The 14,592-nt window shown below is 68.3% G+C and carries 14 protein-coding genes and 1 CRISPR repeat array (1 of these 15 cut by a window edge); of the genes, 10 read left to right on the top strand and 4 right to left on the bottom strand.

The features are described 5' to 3' along the window. The first annotated feature begins 21 nt into the window (after positions 1–21). The 5 genes from BLQ91_RS35105 to BLQ91_RS35085 all read left to right on the top strand — a co-directional run bounded on the left by BLQ91_RS35105 (position 22) and on the right by BLQ91_RS35085 (position 7,704). Positions 22–3,177, top strand: coding sequence for a lantibiotic dehydratase (locus BLQ91_RS35105; RefSeq protein ID WP_090104127.1), 3,156 nt, complete (start codon positions 22–24; stop codon positions 3,175–3,177). Continuing rightward, complete coding sequence (locus BLQ91_RS35100; protein ID WP_218130519.1) at positions 3,174–4,385, top strand: lanthionine synthetase C family protein; 1,212 nt, start codon at positions 3,174–3,176, stop codon at positions 4,383–4,385. The genes BLQ91_RS35105 and BLQ91_RS35100 overlap by 4 nt, the downstream gene beginning before the upstream one ends. After that, the gene (locus BLQ91_RS35095; RefSeq protein WP_090104125.1) at positions 4,367–5,347 is read left to right on the top strand and encodes a thiopeptide-type bacteriocin biosynthesis protein; all 981 of its coding nucleotides are present in this window, start codon (positions 4,367–4,369) and stop codon (positions 5,345–5,347) included. The genes BLQ91_RS35100 and BLQ91_RS35095 overlap by 19 nt, the downstream gene beginning before the upstream one ends. A gap of 1 nt (position 5,348) precedes the next feature. Next, positions 5,349–6,494, top strand: a complete 1,146-nt coding sequence (locus BLQ91_RS35090) for a hypothetical protein (protein WP_090104123.1) — start codon at positions 5,349–5,351, stop codon at positions 6,492–6,494. Between the two features lie 304 nt (positions 6,495–6,798). Continuing rightward, the gene (locus BLQ91_RS35085) at positions 6,799–7,704 is read left to right on the top strand and encodes a phosphotransferase family protein (RefSeq protein WP_090104121.1); all 906 of its coding nucleotides are present in this window, start codon (positions 6,799–6,801) and stop codon (positions 7,702–7,704) included. Positions 7,705–8,174: 470 nt separating this feature from the next. Here the strand turns inward: BLQ91_RS35085 and BLQ91_RS35080 are convergent, their stop codons facing one another. The 3 genes from BLQ91_RS35080 to BLQ91_RS35070 are packed head-to-tail and all read right to left on the bottom strand — an operon-like array spanning position 8,175 to position 10,367. Then, positions 8,175–8,615, bottom strand: a complete 441-nt coding sequence (locus tag BLQ91_RS35080; RefSeq protein WP_090104120.1) for a phosphatase domain-containing protein — start codon at positions 8,613–8,615, stop codon at positions 8,175–8,177. 17 nt (positions 8,616–8,632) lie between these two features. Further along, positions 8,633–9,187, bottom strand: a complete 555-nt coding sequence (locus BLQ91_RS35075) for a cysteine hydrolase family protein (protein WP_090104118.1) — start codon at positions 9,185–9,187, stop codon at positions 8,633–8,635. A 4-nt stretch (positions 9,188–9,191) separates the two neighbouring features. Next, a complete protein-coding gene (locus BLQ91_RS35070; protein ID WP_143022981.1) occupies positions 9,192–10,367 on the bottom strand; it encodes a hypothetical protein in 1,176 nt (391 codons plus the stop codon). Between the two features lie 131 nt (positions 10,368–10,498). Between BLQ91_RS35070 and BLQ91_RS42280 the strand changes: the two genes are divergently transcribed. The 5 genes from BLQ91_RS42280 to BLQ91_RS35055 all read left to right on the top strand — a co-directional run bounded on the left by BLQ91_RS42280 (position 10,499) and on the right by BLQ91_RS35055 (position 13,114). Beyond that, entirely contained in the window at positions 10,499–10,855 is a 357-nt protein-coding gene (locus tag BLQ91_RS42280; RefSeq protein ID WP_218130518.1) for a radical SAM protein, read from the top strand. Beyond that, complete coding sequence (locus BLQ91_RS35065) at positions 10,822–11,601, top strand: radical SAM protein (protein WP_218130517.1); 780 nt, start codon at positions 10,822–10,824, stop codon at positions 11,599–11,601. The genes BLQ91_RS42280 and BLQ91_RS35065 overlap by 34 nt, the downstream gene beginning before the upstream one ends. Further along, positions 11,598–11,759 carry a multiple cyclophane-containing RiPP AmcA gene (gene amcA, locus BLQ91_RS41820; protein ID WP_176960120.1) on the top strand — a complete coding sequence of 54 codons (162 nt, stop codon included), beginning with the start codon at positions 11,598–11,600 and terminating at the stop codon, positions 11,757–11,759. Before BLQ91_RS35065 ends, amcA begins: the two co-directional genes overlap by 4 nt. Positions 11,760–11,761: 2 nt before the next feature. Beyond that, positions 11,762–12,643, top strand: coding sequence for a hypothetical protein (locus BLQ91_RS35060; RefSeq protein WP_090104115.1), 882 nt, complete (start codon positions 11,762–11,764; stop codon positions 12,641–12,643). Positions 12,644–12,901: 258 nt separating this feature from the next. Beyond that, the gene (locus BLQ91_RS35055) at positions 12,902–13,114 is read left to right on the top strand and encodes a hypothetical protein (protein WP_090104112.1); all 213 of its coding nucleotides are present in this window, start codon (positions 12,902–12,904) and stop codon (positions 13,112–13,114) included. A gap of 118 nt (positions 13,115–13,232) precedes the next feature. Here the strand turns inward: BLQ91_RS35055 and BLQ91_RS43905 are convergent, their stop codons facing one another. Beyond that, positions 13,233–13,388: a transposase gene (locus tag BLQ91_RS43905; protein WP_425412574.1), complete on the bottom strand. Its 156-nt coding sequence runs from the start codon at positions 13,386–13,388 to the stop codon at positions 13,233–13,235. Between the two features lie 514 nt (positions 13,389–13,902). Then, positions 13,903–14,592: a CRISPR direct-repeat array (repeat unit 28 nt; unit sequence GGACCATCCCCGCGTGCGCGGGGAGCAC); it runs 370 nt beyond the window's last position.

Here is a 14,592-nt window from a genome sequence, read left to right as displayed (position 1 = left end):
GGGTGAGGAGAGTCGAACGCCATGACCATGTCACCGCGCTACCAGCACACAGGCCTCGTCCTGGCCCGCGTGACCACCGACCCCGGTGATCTCGACCCACCGGTGCATCTGCGTCTGGACGACCCCGCCGCTGTCGAGCAGGAAGGCCGCGCGTGGCTGGCGAAAGTGTGGGCGCGCCCGGAGGTGCGCAGCGCGCTAACACTGGCCAGCCCCGTTCTCGGTGCCCGTCTCGACCAGATCCTGAGCGACGGCTCCACAGGGCACACCGCCAAGGAACTTCGCCGTGCCGTGCTGTCCGTCGCCTCCTACGTGCTGCGCTGGCAGCGCCGGGCCACCCCGTTCGGCGACTTCGCCGGAGTCGGGGTTGCCCACCTCGGCCCCGCAAGGGCCGAGGTGGGCAACCGGCACCGAGCCGCGACGCGGGTGGACGGCGAGTGGCTCGCCACAGTGATCGACCGGCTCGAACGACACCGCAGACTGCGCTCGAGGCTGACGGTCGTGGTCGACGACGCGAGGTTTCTGCGCGATGGGCGCGTGATCGTCCATCGGCGGGCCGAGGTCGGCGCCGCTGCTCCCGGACCGCTGAGGGAGTCCTCGGTGCGGCTCACCCGTCCTGTGCGGTTCGTTCTGGACACGGCCGGTTCGCCGATCCGCTTTGACACGCTGGCCGACCAGCTAACCGCCGCGTGCTCGTCGGCGCCCCCGGTCAAAATCGAGGCGCTGCTGCACGGCCTGATCGACGCCGGTGTGCTGATCACGAGCCTGCGGCCGTCGATGACCAGCAGCGACGGCTTGTCCCACCTGCTCGGCGTCCTACGCGCGGTTGGAGCGGACACCCTGGACGATGTCGCCTCCGAACTGCGTGAACTCGACGCGATCGCCACCGACCTAGCCCGGCACAACGACATCGCCGATTCTGGCCAGGCCAGGGAGATCCGGGCGGCGGTCGCCGCCCGGATGAACGCTCTTGTCCCCGCAGTCAGCCACCCGCTGGCCACCGACGTGCGTATTGACGCGACGATCGCCGTTCCTGAGCGGGTGCTCGACGAGGCAGCCCGTGCCGCCTCCGTGCTGCTGCGCACCACCACGCAACCCTTCGGAACGGCCGCGTGGCTGGACTATCACGCCCGGTTCCGCGACCGCTACGGCCCCGGCGCGCTGGCACCGGTGCGCGACCTGGTCGCCGACTCCGGCCTCGGCTACCCCACCGGCTTCCTCGGCGCGCCCCGCGCCCGGCCCGCGTGGCGCGTGCTCACCGACCGCGACGCCGCCCTGCTGGCGTTGATCCAGCACGCCACGATCACTGGGACGCCGGAGATCGAGTTGACCGACATCGACATCGAGGCTCTGACAGTAGGAGAGCACACCGACGTCGTTGCGCCCCAACGGGTCGAGCTGGGCGTCGAGGTGTACGCCGCGTCCACTAAGGCGATCGACCACGGTGAGTTCGGCCTCCGGGTCACCGCCTCGCCACGGTCCTGCACCAGCATGGCCGGACGGTTCGCCCACCTGCTGGACGAGGACGACCAGGCGAGGCTGGCCGCGACCTATGCCGCGGGCCCCGTACAGCCAGCGTCCGGCCAGGACGGGCCGGATACGGCGGTCGCGAACGTGGTGGCGGTGCAGCTGTCCTTCCCGCCGCGCCGTCCCCACAACGAGAACGTGGTGCGTGTGCCGCCGCTGCTCGGCGACGTCGTCTCGCTGTCCGAGCACCCCGATCCGGCGCACCCTGACCTCAACGTCGTCGGGGTGGACGACCTGGCGATCACCGCCGACGCCGAACAGATTTACCTGGTGCAGATCTCCACCGGCCGCCGGGTGATCCCCCGGATTCCGCACGCGCTGGACACCGCTGTGCAGAGCCCGCCGCTGGCCCGGTTCCTGGCCGAAGTCGCCGACGCGCGCAGCGCAGTGTTCCGCGGCTTCGACCTCGGCGCCGCCCGCGTCCTGCCCTACGTGCCGCGCATCCGCTACCGGCGCACGCTGCTCTGCGCCGCCCGCTGGATCCTCACCTCCGCCGACCTCGCCGCCCGGTCCGAAGCTCGCAACGAGCAGGAGGCGCTGCAGGCGTGGCGGCAGCGCTCGCGGGTGCCGGCGCGGGTGGTGCTGGTCCACGGCGAGCTGCGGCTGCCACTGGACCTCGACCAGAAGCTCGACCAAGCCCTGCTGTCCGCCCGTTTGCGGCGAGCCGAACGGGTCGAACTGCACGAGGACGGCCCACCCGACGGACAAGGCTGGATCGGGCGACCGGCGGAGCTGTTGATCCCGATGACCGCGATCACCCCGTCCGCACGGCCCCTGCCCGCCACCGCCGCACCCGGTCCGACGTTGCAGCCCGGCGACTCCGCTGTGCTGCACGCGCAACTGATGGGCAACCCGGCGCGATTCGACGAGATCCTCATCGCGCACCTGCCCCGGTTCCTCGCCGAACTGCACGACCCATGTGACCCGAACGGCCCGGTCGGTTCGTGGTGGGTTCGGCGGCACCGCGACATGCTCCGGCCCGAGACCGATCAACACCTCGCGGTGTTCCTGCGCCTCAACGACTCCCGGCACTACGGGGCCGTCGCCGCCCATCTGGCACGGTTCGCGGCTGACATGGACTCCCGAGGATTTCCCGGACAGCTCACCCTCGCACCGTCTCCGCAGCATCCCGCCCGCTACGGTGACGGTCCCGCGCTGACGGCGGCCGAGCGGGTGTTCGCCACGGACACCACGAACGCCATCGCCCAGCTCACCGCCGCACAAGAATCCGGGATTCCCGCACAGGCCCTGGCCGCCGTCTCGATGGCGCACCTGGCAGCGTCCCTCGCGCCCGACCCTGCGACCGGGTACCGGACGTTGCTGGACTGCCTGCGGCAGGAACACGGGCCGCTGGACCGGACGCTGCGCGACCACGCCCTCACCGTCGCGGACCCCAGCCAGCAGTACCGCGGCGTTCGCGCACTACCGGGCGGTGACACGGTCGCCGCCGCCTGGCAGGCCCGGGACAGCGCGCTGAACACCTATCGCGATGTCCTCCTCCAGCAGGGGCGAGAGCCGGCGGGGATGCTGCGCACGCTGCTGCACGAGCACCACGCCCGCGCCGTCGGCGTCGATCCAACATTCGAAAGGGAGACCGGACGCCTGGGCCGCGCGGTCGCGCTGCGCCTGCTCGCCACGGCCGGTGCCCGGTGACGCCCGGCACGAAGCCGACCCCAGCGGGCGAAAAGGTGCCGCTGAACGCCGACGAGGTGGCCCGCCAGTCCCTGGCGACAGGTGCGGTCGGACCCGCGCTGCTGGCCGTCGAGCGCGCCTGGACCGGTTGCGGCGACTGGACAACCGCGCAGGCCCGCCTCCGCCAGGTCGCCACGGGCAACGTCGATGCCGACGACGACACCGGCCTGTACTACGGGGTGCCCGCCGTCGCGTTTTTGCTGCAGGCTGCCGCCGACCGCCATCCCCGCCTTCGCGCGGCCAGTCAGACGATGGACGAGCACGTGCTGCGGCTGACCCGCCGGCGTCTGGTCAGCGCCGCCTCCCGGATTGACCGCGGCCAACCTGCTGCCTTCGCCGAGTACGACCTATTCAATGGGCTCACCGGCATCGGCGCCCTGCTGCTGCGCCATCACTCTCGCAGCGATGAATTGGCAGGGATTTTGCGGTACGTGGTGACGCTAGTGACCCGGCCGCGCCATGAGGACGGCGCCGAGCTGCCGGGCTGGTGGGTAGCGCACGATCCGGACAAGATCATGCCCACTCCCGGTGGGCACGCGAACTTCGGTATGGCCCACGGCACGGCCGGATTGCTGTCCTTCCTCGCTCTGGCCACTGTGGATGGTCGGATGGTTGACGGCCAACGCGAGGCGATCGCCGAGCTGACACGGTGGTTCGACCGGTGGCGGCAGGACGGACCGGACGGACCATGGTGGCCGCAGTGGATCACCCGTGACGAGCTGCGTGCGGGCCGTCTGGCCCGCACCCGTCCCGGTCGACCCTCCTGGTGCTACGGGACGGTCGGCATCGCCCGCGCGCTACAACTGGCCGCGCTGGCCACAGACGAGCCGCAACGCCAGCACGCCGCCGAGACCGCACTGGCCGCGAGCCTGACCGATACCCAGCTCAACCGCATCACCGAGCCGGGCTTGTGCCACGGCGTCGCCGGGATCTACCAAACCGTCTACCGCGCCTCCCTCGACGCTCACGACCCCGGCCTCGCCGACCGTCTCCCCGCGCTGACCAAGCGGCTCATTCGACACGCACCGCCTGACGTTGGCCAGAACAACAACCAGGCGGGCGCGCCAGGGCTCCTAACCGGACACGCCGGACTGGAACTGGCGCTTGAGACCGCGCGGCGTGGCACGCCGCCTCACACGGGATGGGACGCATGCCTGCTGATCACCTGATCACCGCCAGCCGGACTCCGGCACCCGTCGAGCTCGCGGCCGCCGTGCTGGTGGTTCTCGCTGGTGGCGATCCTGTAACCGTTGCAGCACAGCACGATCTGGATTGGAACGACTTCGAGGACGCTGTGCGCACCTACCAGGCTGCTGGACTCGCGGCGCTGGAGCGGCGGAACGAAGACTCCTGGTACCAGGTGCGTGTCCAGTTCGCCGACTGGTCGACGGCCGAGGCGGTCGGAGCCACAGCACTCGGACCGGCCCTGGACCGCCTGCGCGCCGTCGGCGCGGTGGCCGGATGGTGGTTTCTACGCAAACACCCCTGCTGGCGGCTGCGGCTGTTTCACGCGGACACCGCGGCCATCGGCCGCGCACTCGACGAGCTGACCAGCACAGGAGCCATCGAACGCTGGTGGACGACGGTGTACGAGCCGGAGACTGCCGCCTTCGGCGACATAGCCGGCATGGACACCGTCCACGACCTGTTCTGTGCCGACAGCGCGGGCGTCTTGGACTACCTGCGGCAGGACACCCCTGGGCTCGGTCGCAGGGAACTGTCCGTCTTGCTGCTGGGCGGGCTCCTGCGCGCCGCCGGGCTCGACACATTCGAGTGCGGCGACGTGTTCGACCGCGTCGCCCGGATGCGCCCGGCACCTGCCGCCACCGACATGGCCCGCGTCGGCCCGCTGGCCGACAACGTGCGCGTCCTCCTGTCGATCCCCAACCTAGCCGACAGCGAGCTGTTCACGCCAGGCGGGCCGGTCGCGCACGCCGCACCTTGGCTTGCCGGGCTGCGCGCCGCCGGAGAGCAGCTCGGTCACGACGCCGCGAACGGTCGCCTGAACCGAGGCCTACGGGCCATCCTCACCCACGTGGTGATCTTCCACTGGAACCGGCTCGGACTTTCAGCCACCAGCCAGGGCCTCCTCGCCCACGCGGCGCTCACCGCCCTGCTTCCCCGGAGCTGACATGACCATCACCCCGAACTCGCCCACTCTGGCAGCTGTGGTCCGCCGCTTCCCGCTGCTGGGCCGCCCGAGGCCCTCCTGCCCGTCCCTGCCCGAGCGCGTCCAGCAGGTCGCCGACAGCGCCCGCGCCGCCGGGCACGACAGCGCCGACCGATTGACCGAAGGCGCCCACGCCCTGAACAAGGCAGCACTGATCGCCAGCGACTGCGGCCTGCCGGATCTGGCCCGCGAGCTGTGCTGGCAGCACGTCGACCTCTACCGCGTCCTCGACCGCCCACTCACCGTGCTCCACGCCCGCTACATGCTCGAACCCGTCATCAACCTCGTCCGCCTGCAGCTCCGCGCCCATAATGGCGACGAGGCTTTGCGGCTGCTCACCGAGGTCTTCCGCGCTGTCCGTTCCGGCACCGACCTGATCGTCGAGGAGCGGACCCTCCCGCTGACCGAACTCACCGGAGACAGCGACGAGCGGAAGAAACTGCACGAATGGGTATGGCTGCATCTGATAGGCGACGGCGTCCGCGCCTTGGCGCTAGCTGGGCGATGGGACGACGCGGTCACTCACGCCCAGACTCACCGCGGAATTGGCCTGCACCTCATGGAGGGCCGCCAAGCCGCGATCATGGCCCACCTCGTCCGCGGAAACCTGTCAGGAGCGCAAGCGGCGCTGGAGGAGAGCACCCCTCAGCATCCGTGGGAGATCCAGGTCGCCTCCTGCTTGAAGGTGATGTGCACCGACCCGGACAGCTCGCCAGCGCCGCGTGACGTCGCCGCGATGATCACGCGGTTCGGCGAACACCAGCCAGTATCCGGCTACGCGTTCTTCCGCGCGCAGCTTGGGCTCTGTGTGGCCACGCTCGCCGACATCGCCGACCGCGAGGCCGCCAGCCGGGTGCTCGCTCAGGTAGCCGACGAGGCCATCGAGTCGGGGGACGGCTACGGCGCACGGGAAGTACTGCGGCACCACGACATCCACGCTGTGATCACAGAAGGGCGGTACGCAGCACTTACGGACCTGCTCACTGCTTCCGGCCTGGGGACCGGAGCAATCCCGGAACCTCTGCGGCGAGACCTGCTCGGCTCGACGCGGCTAGCCGCTGCAGAACTGAGCGCATCGCTGCGGCAGCTCACGCAACCGGCCATTTGACCGCACCACTTCACAGCCGCCCTCGTCGGGCGACTGGAGCTGAAGACCAGAGGATCATGCATATCGACTTCGCTCTGGGATCATGTCGGCGCAACGATGCCCAGCAGACTAGCGACCGCGTCGGAGCAGTCGCTCAGGGTCGAGGATGGGTCTGCTGCACGAGTAGGTGACAGTGTCACCTACTCGTGCAGCAGACCCTCACGCGTGCGACCGACGTTGTGCAGGCGATCCCGACGCAGCGGTAGCAGCGTCCCGCAGTCAGCGAACTCCGCGAGCTCGTGGCACCGACGAGCAACAGCGCCTGATGGCGGCGATCCGCGAGCTTCCGCACCTCACCGAGTCCACGTTCGACCCCGATCGCACCGAACCCGTCGCGGCCGAAGCATGCCGACGGGCAGGCTTCGACCCAACGGGCATGATCCTCCTCCGACACCAGACGAACGCCGTATACCGCCTCGTCACAGCGCCCGTGGTCGTCAAGGTCGTGCGCCCCAGCATCCGGCACACCGAGGAGGTAGTCAGGCTGGTGCGCTGGCTGGCCGAAGAACACGTGCCCACAGTTCCGTTGCTCGATGTCGAGCAGCCGATGCATCTGGCCGGCTGCACGGTGACCTTCTGGCGCTTTCTTCCCCAGGACCATGAGGTGCCGACCAGCGAGATCGCCGAGCCGCTCTCCTGCTTGCACAGGCTGAAAACGGCACCGGTTGACCTGCCACGGCTGGATGCACTGGGGGCGATCCGGCACTCCATCGACGCCAGCAAGATCGTCTCCGACGCCGAGCGGAGTCGACTGGAGGAGTACCTCACCGACATCACCGTTAGGCTGCAGCAGGCCGAGCACGGTGAGCATCGACTCATCCATGGCGACCCTCAACACCGCAACACATTATGGAACAAGCAAGTTCGTGGCGCCGTTCTCTGCGATTGGGAGAGCGCGGTCTTCGGCCCGGTGGAATGGGACCTCGTGACGATCGAAGTCCACTGCCGCAGATTCGGGTTTCCTCAGGAGCAGTACGACGTCTTCTGCGAGCGCTACGGGCGTGATGTCCGGGACTGGAGGGACTATGAGGTCTTCAGGGATCTCCGCGAGCTGAGGATGATCACAACGAACGCGCGGAAGTCCGCAGCGGGAACCCCCCAAGCTGCGGAGGTCAAGCGACGGATCGCTCAAATGGGAGACTCGATCGACCGTAGGTGGTCGATCCTTTGATCTTCCACCTCATCGCGAAGCTGTGCCCTTCCACGGAACTTCCTAGAATTCGGGCTTCGGCGGTGGACCGATCTCGGCGCTCGCGATGAGGGAGCCGGCGACGAGAAGCGCCTCGGCTCACGACGTCGACTTCACCATGGTTCAAGTCCTCATACACCGGCCGAGAGCGACTACGTTGCGGTTAGGTTCGGCACTGGCCAAATCAGTGTTCGCGACTCAAGGCCCGCCGACGAAGACCGGCTAGTTTCGCGAAGATGTCTGGTCGCGGGTTCGTAACATGGGTGAGCGGCGCTGGATCAGGCAAGGCTTCGTCCTGACGCCTTCGGCTCGGCCCGGCAGATGACCGGGCTGAGCCGTCACGGGCCGGGTCGCGCAAGCCTCGACTGCTGGTCCCCGGCAAGAGTTACACGGATGGGCGGGCAAAACCTCGCGGTCATACACCTGCAAAGCTCATCCGCTCTGGGTGCGGTCTACTGATTGCCCAGTGCTGGTGACCAGGGCGCCCAGGTGGCGTGATGGACAGGAAGTCCGGCCTCCCTGAGCTGGCTGACGACGCGAGGATCGTCGTCCACGACCAGAACGACCGTGTGTTGCCGTTGCAGCTCGAGAACGCGTTCGAGCTTCACCAAACGAGCTGGCCGCTTGTCACCGTGCGGTTGCATCACCAGGTTGCCCGGCGGCAGGCCTTGTTCAGCGAGCCATCGACGCGTCAGTTCGGCCAGCCGCACCGGCCGGCCGGTGAGCCACACGATGTCGTGGTCGACGGCCAGCTTGTGTGCCAGCTCGGCACCGTGCGGGAGCACCGGGTCGTCGTTGGCCGCGTCGAAGAAGTCCGCCCACTTGGTCGGCGAGTCGGAGTCGAGGAGGTGCAGGCGATGCCGGACGTCGGCCACGGTGCCGTCGATGTCCATCACCGCTACCGGCCGGGTCACGAGGTCGTCACCAGCTTGTGCGAGAAGAGGTCCTCGGCGTCGATGAGCTGGCGGCGCCCGATGAACCGGCTGGTCACGAGGAGGCCCGCCTCGTGTGCTTCCTGTCCCGCGTGGCTGTAGACCGCGTCCTTGACGACCCAGGGGGTCAGGCCACGTTCGAACGCGTCGCAGGCAGTCTTGAGCACGCAGGACTCGGTGGCGATCCCGACGATCACGATGTCGGTCCAGCCGTGTTGCGCCACGGTCGCGGCGCCTTGCTCGGTGAACAGCGAATAGATCGGCTTGTCCAGCACCGTGACCGCGCGCCGGAAGGCCGGGACCAGGTCGTCGACGATGTCGATCTCGGGGGAGGTCTGCATCCGCGACCAGTTGATCAGCCGCTCGTAGGGTGATCCGGGGTGGTTGACGAATCGGGTGAATACGGTCGCGCCGCCGGCTTGTTCCCAGCGACGCACGACGTCGGTCACGTGCGGAACGATGGGCGCTGACTTGCTGGACACGAAGCCGTTCTGCACATCGACGACGACCAGCACGCTCTGGGCAAGGTCCACCTGATCATTCTCCGCTCGTGTCTCGCAGCAGCTCCAGCGCGGTCGTCAGGTGCTTGCCCAGCTCGCTGGTCTCGAGCACCGCCCGCCGCATCGCGGCGTGTTGCGCCGTCTCCTGCGGCCTGGTCATGGTCAACCGCGACCTGACCGCCCGAATCCAACGCCACCCGTACTCAGGTGGAACAACTGGATCACATCCTTGTTCCACCTGCTCGTGCACGCGGTGGCAGTAGCACCACAACGCCTGGACCAGCAGCTCGCAGTCGACCAGGTCAGAGACTTGGAGTGCTCGTCCTGTCGCCTGTGGGTAGTAGCTGAGCCCTGCCCAGCTCGCGCAGCCGATGGACAAGCCGCGGATGCCGAACTCGTCGATGCGGCTGTCGTGGAATCCTTCGCGTAGCAGGGTCTGCTCCACCAGTTCCGCGTGGTGCAGGGAAGGCTCGGCGTCGTCCGTTCCGCGGTCGAGCAGGACGCGCGGCATGCTCAACAACCGCATCGCGGTGTCGAGCTCTTGGCCACTCCACGGTGACTCGTGCAGCCAGTAGGCCGACAGCACGTAGTGCGCGATGGGTGTGTCAGAGCCGGTCCGCTCACGCAGCCACTCGGTCGCCCACTGCCGGGTCTCCCGGTAGGTCTGCCGACGCCACATCGCCAGGCTGGCGATGTTCGGAACGCTCAGCTCCTCCGCCAGGTGAAAGACCGCGACACCCCATGGGAACGCGTACAACTCGCAGCGACCGGCCGGATGGTCGACCTGTCCGACATGGCACTCCGCCCATTGCACCGAGCCGGGTACGAGATCCGCTCGTCGGATGAGCCTGCAGAGCAGTTCGAGGCCGAGGTGCACCGGCACGAACTTGTGGCTCGTGAGACCGCACACCCGGCTGTTCGCCGCACCCGCACTGAGGGTGCCGAACAGCTCATGCGGTGTGGCCTCGAACGCGGCGCAGTACAGCTGGATGTAGACCTCATCGCGCACCGCGGCCCTGCCGGTCTCGTGCCGGTAAATGGCCTTGGCCATGGCGCCCAGCTCAGGCGTCGTGAGGTCCAGTTGGCGACCGAGCCGCTCGAACTCCCTGGCGAGCCGGTCGCGCCCCCACCCCTTGGCTTGCCGTCGGCCGATCAGCACGAGGTTCGGCGTCGGACGCCTCCCGTCGCCGGTCGCAGCGGCGTCGCCGGACATGATCGATGTCCTCCCGTGTCCGTGCCTGTCATCTGCCGCGTGGTCGCCGTCCACACCATATTTGAATCGTCCCGAACGAACCCGGCTTTCAACTCTCGGCGTCACGTCCGCGATAACGCACCGGAGGAGCGATGGCCCCGTGGTTGGCCGAACAGCCCAAGACCATCGTCGTCCAGCCCACAACGCTGTGCCCGATGGACTGCACCTACTGCTACCTGCTCGAACGGCACCTCAAGCAAGAAATGACGCCTCAGGTGGCCACCGCGATCGCGGACGGCATCGCCGCGTCGTGGGAGCCGGTCGAGGTGGTGTGGCACGGCGGCGAGCCGTTGGCGGTCGGGCTCGAGCGGTTTGTGGAGTTGCTGCAGCCCTTCGAGTCCCTGCGCCTGCCGGGCGCGTGCGGCACAAGGTCCAGACTGGCGGTGGCAGGCCGATCACCGACGCCTGGTGCGACGTGTTCGTGCAGTACGAGATCGGCGTGGGCGTGAGCATCGATGGACCTCGTGAACTCAACCACCATCGCGTCGACCGCGGTGGCCGGCCGATGTTCGACCGGACCATGGCAGGCATCGAGACGTTGAAACGACGCGGCATCCCTTTCACTGTCCTGGCGGTCGTCAGCCAGAACAGCACCGGACAGGCCGCGCAGGTCCTGGACTTCATGCGAGAGCTGGGCACCTCGTGGGTCGGGTTCAACGTCGAAGCCAAGGAAGGCGCGAACTCCGACGGACAGACACCCTCGATCGACCACGCCCGCCGGTTCTGGCGTGACACGTTCGAGTGGTGCCGCCGCAACACCGACGTGACCGTGCGGGAGGTCTCGAACCTGTGGGGGTTCCTCGGCCTGACACAGGAGCAGCGCGATGCGGACTCCCGGCACGACCCCATTCCGACGATCGGCTGGAACGGGGATGTGGTGCTGCTGTCGCCGGAGCTGCTCGGGGTTCGCAGCACCGCCTACGACGACTTCATCGCGGGCAACGTACTGCAAGACGACCTGCCCACGATCGTGCAGCGCGCCGCAGAACTTCTGTACGTCCGGGAGTTCACGGCCGCGCTGGCCACCTGCAAGCAGACGTGTGAGTTCTTCTCGTTCTGTCAGGGCGCGCACGCGGGTGATCGGTTCTTCGAACACGGCACCTTCGCCGCGACCGAGACCGATCACTGTCGAAATACGGTTCAAGCGCCTGTCCTGGCGCTTGCCGAACTACTTCATGGGAAGGGAAGCAGATGACGGTCTTGGAACGAATGGTGCGCGTCGTGTCCAACGGGGACACTGGGTGGGCACAGGTCGTGGCCGCCAGAACCACGACGAGCGTGAAGGCCGGCGGCGTGGATTGGGGCCGCAAGGGCGGCAGTTGGGGTAAAGAAGGCGAGTTCCACAAGAAGTGAGCATGGACGCCCTGGAGATCGAGAAAGCCGTCGAGCGACGACGGGTCTGGCTTGACACACAGCTCGACTCGGCAGCGACTGCACTGGACGTGAGCGTGGTCGGAGAGTCGGTGAACACCTTCGACATGCGCTCCTCGGGCGCAGTCGCCCGCGACCAGGACGGTGACGTCTGGTTGAGGGTCGTGGTGGAGGACGCCGACTACGAGCCCGTGTGCCGCTGGGACGGCAACGTCGCCGCCAACTCGATCCGTGGCGTCTCCAAACCAGCGGTTCTCCGGTGGCACGACTGGCAGAACAACGACGAGTACCTGCGGGGCCGCCGTCTCCGGGGCGAGGTGATGACCCTCGCCCCGGGGACGACGGTCGCCCCCGGCGGCGTGCTGCACGACGCCCCCCGACTGTCCGACACCTGGTGGCAGGACCTTCGCCGGTCGCTGGCAGCGCTGGCGGCGCATCCGGTGGAATGGCACAACGAGCTGGGCGCGGTGGCCTCCACCATCCGAGGCGTCGAGCACCACTTCGGCATCACGTTGTCCGAGGACGTCTTCGCGGATGTAAGCTGGACGACCGCACACGCGGACTTGCACTGGGCCAATCTGCGCCGACCGCAGATGTGCATCCTCGACTGGGAGAGCTGGCGTCCCATGTTCGCCGGGTACGACCTCGCCACGCTCTACTGCAACAGCCTTCTCCATCCGGCAACCGCCCGCCGGATCCGCAACATGCCCGAACTGCACACCCGCAGCGGCCATCTCGCTCTCCTGTCCGCGATCTGCCGCTACCTCTGGATCGTGGGCGAAGGCAGCGACTGGGACCTGCTCGAACCGCATCTGCGAACCGAAGCCGAGCCGATTCTGTCCAGCGTGATGCGGAGGACCGAATAGAGTCGGCAGGTCGCACCGAACCGGGCCCACCACGATGACCGCCAACACGGACGGATCTCCGACGTGGCGACCATCAGGTGCAGCAGACCTGGTGAGCGTCGTTTGGCACCGCTGGCCGCCAGCTCGCCGAGACGGCCGCCTTGAGCTTGCACTTCGTCTCGATGGAGTCCTTTGATTGGCTGGATCTGTAGCTGGCCTGCCATCTGCCCACCCTCTCATGCGCATGGAGGTCACCCCGACCATCAAGGACAGCGGCCGATGTTCCCCCTCGGTGGCGGCATCGACCACGACGCGCTGACGCAGTACCTGCCCTGTTTGGGGAATCTCGACATAGCAGGGCTTCTGGCTGAGCCACTGGACGTCAACCAAGAGCGCGCAGCGGCACTCCGGGCCGCGCTGCAAGGACAGCGCTCCGACGACGAGCATCTTGCGCTCCTGGACCGCGTCCTTGAGGCACTGCGTCGCATCTGACCAGAACGGGCTACCTGAACGCCGACTGCGCCGCACGTCCCAGCCGTGAGGCGGGCCGACATTCTCGGGCCCGAAGTGTGCAACTGGTCGGGTTCACACTCGCCACCGGCCTCAGTGATCAGCTCAGAATGAGTTTGCGCAGGCAGATGATTGGGCAGGCGCGGCTGAGCATGGCCTGATAGACCTCGGCTCGCCGTTCGGTGCGGACGCGGAGTCGTCGGAGACTTTTGAGGCAGGCGAAGTTGCGTTCGACCGGCCAGCGGACTGTGCCCAGGCCGGAGCCGTGGTCAACGCCGTGGTCAACGCCGAGGCGGGCGATGACGGGCGAGAGGGAACTTAAGCGTCAGCACGTGGTGGTCGACCGGCCAGCGGACGTCTGCACCTTGAGGCGGGCAGCAGTGATCGCTCAGTCTCGACCAGCCTGACCTAATTTTTGACCTGATCACACTCTGGGACGCGCCCAGCGGGTTCGTCACAGACTCGACCGGTTGAAGCTCGGCCACCCCCGCGAGCACGCGTGGACAACGTCGGCCTTGCGCGCGAGGTCGGACCACCTCTGCGTGCGCGGGGAACACGAGGCCACCGCCCGCCGGTAGCTGCGCCAGCGAGGACCACCCCGGCGTGCGTGGGGAGCACGGCATCCTCGAAGCCCGCGAACTCGGAGGCCTGGGACCATCCTCGCGTCACGGGGAGCACTTGCGGATCGAGGAGACCAGCTTCTCCGCGTCGGGACTATCCCGCGTGCGCGGGAAGCACCCTGCACCTACGCGTGTGACGGCGTGCCGTGTCGGACCATCCCCGCGTGCGCGGGGAGCACGAGCTGGACAAGCTCGACCAGGAGGACCCCCAGGGACCATCCCCGCGTGCGCGGGGAGCACGGCATGTCGGTGTCGGGGTTCCTCACCGGCCTGGGAGCATCCCCGCGTGCGCGGGGAGCACGCGCCGACAGTCTTCGCGACCGGGCCCACGAACGGACCATCCCCGCGTGCGCGGGGAGCACCAGACACGCCGGCGTAACGACCAGGCAGAGGCGGGACCATCCCCTCGTGCGCGGGGAGCACGCGGCGCTTCCGGGCGTGTAGGCCGGGAGCGAGGGACCATCCCCGCCTGCGCGGGGAGCACAAGATGCGTTCTATGTTGAGCATGTTGCCCAAGGGACCATCCCCGCGTGCGCGGGGAGCACTCCCCGGTCAGCACGCGAACCTTCTGGCCCGATGGACCATCCCCGCGTGCGCGGGGAGCACTGCCGCGAGTTCGCCGAGCGCACGGCGTCGCCGGGACCATCCCCGCGTGCGCGGGGAGCACATAGCACGTGGCACCCAGCGGTGCCGCGTTACGGGACCATCCCCGCGTGCGCGGGGAGCACGACATCCCCGGCGGCACCGCCGCCTTCCTGCTGGGACCATCCCCGCGTGCGCGGGGAGCACCCCGGCAATGTCCCGCCCGTCGAGCACCGCCTGGGACCATCCCCGCGTGCG

It is taken from the genome of Lentzea jiangxiensis (assembly GCF_900104175.1).
Lineage (GTDB): Bacteria > Actinomycetota > Actinomycetes > Mycobacteriales > Pseudonocardiaceae > Lentzea > Lentzea jiangxiensis.
Note: the sequence above shows the minus strand (reverse complement) of the source record. Positions and strands in the feature narration are given on the sequence as shown.

Excerpts from the sequence above, each read along its gene's own strand:
- BLQ91_RS35060 (WP_090104115.1), top strand. The coding sequence starts at position 11,762 with ATGGACGCCCTGGAGATCGAGAAAGCCGTCGAGCGACGACGGGTCTGG.
- BLQ91_RS35090 (WP_090104123.1), top strand. The coding sequence starts at position 5,349 with ATGACCATCACCCCGAACTCGCCCACTCTGGCAGCTGTGGTCCGCCGC.
- BLQ91_RS35055 (WP_090104112.1), top strand. The coding sequence starts at position 12,902 with ATGTTCCCCCTCGGTGGCGGCATCGACCACGACGCGCTGACGCAGTAC.
- BLQ91_RS35085 (WP_090104121.1), top strand. The coding sequence starts at position 6,799 with ATGGCGGCGATCCGCGAGCTTCCGCACCTCACCGAGTCCACGTTCGAC.
- BLQ91_RS35070 (WP_143022981.1), bottom strand. The coding sequence starts at position 10,367 with ATGTCCGGCGACGCCGCTGCGACCGGCGACGGGAGGCGTCCGACGCCG.
- BLQ91_RS42280 (WP_218130518.1), top strand. The coding sequence starts at position 10,499 with ATGGCCCCGTGGTTGGCCGAACAGCCCAAGACCATCGTCGTCCAGCCC.
- BLQ91_RS35080 (WP_090104120.1), bottom strand. The coding sequence starts at position 8,615 with ATGGACATCGACGGCACCGTGGCCGACGTCCGGCATCGCCTGCACCTC.
- BLQ91_RS35095 (WP_090104125.1), top strand. The coding sequence starts at position 4,367 with ATGCCTGCTGATCACCTGATCACCGCCAGCCGGACTCCGGCACCCGTC.
- BLQ91_RS35105 (WP_090104127.1), top strand. The coding sequence starts at position 22 with ATGACCATGTCACCGCGCTACCAGCACACAGGCCTCGTCCTGGCCCGC.
- amcA (WP_176960120.1), top strand. The coding sequence starts at position 11,598 with ATGACGGTCTTGGAACGAATGGTGCGCGTCGTGTCCAACGGGGACACT.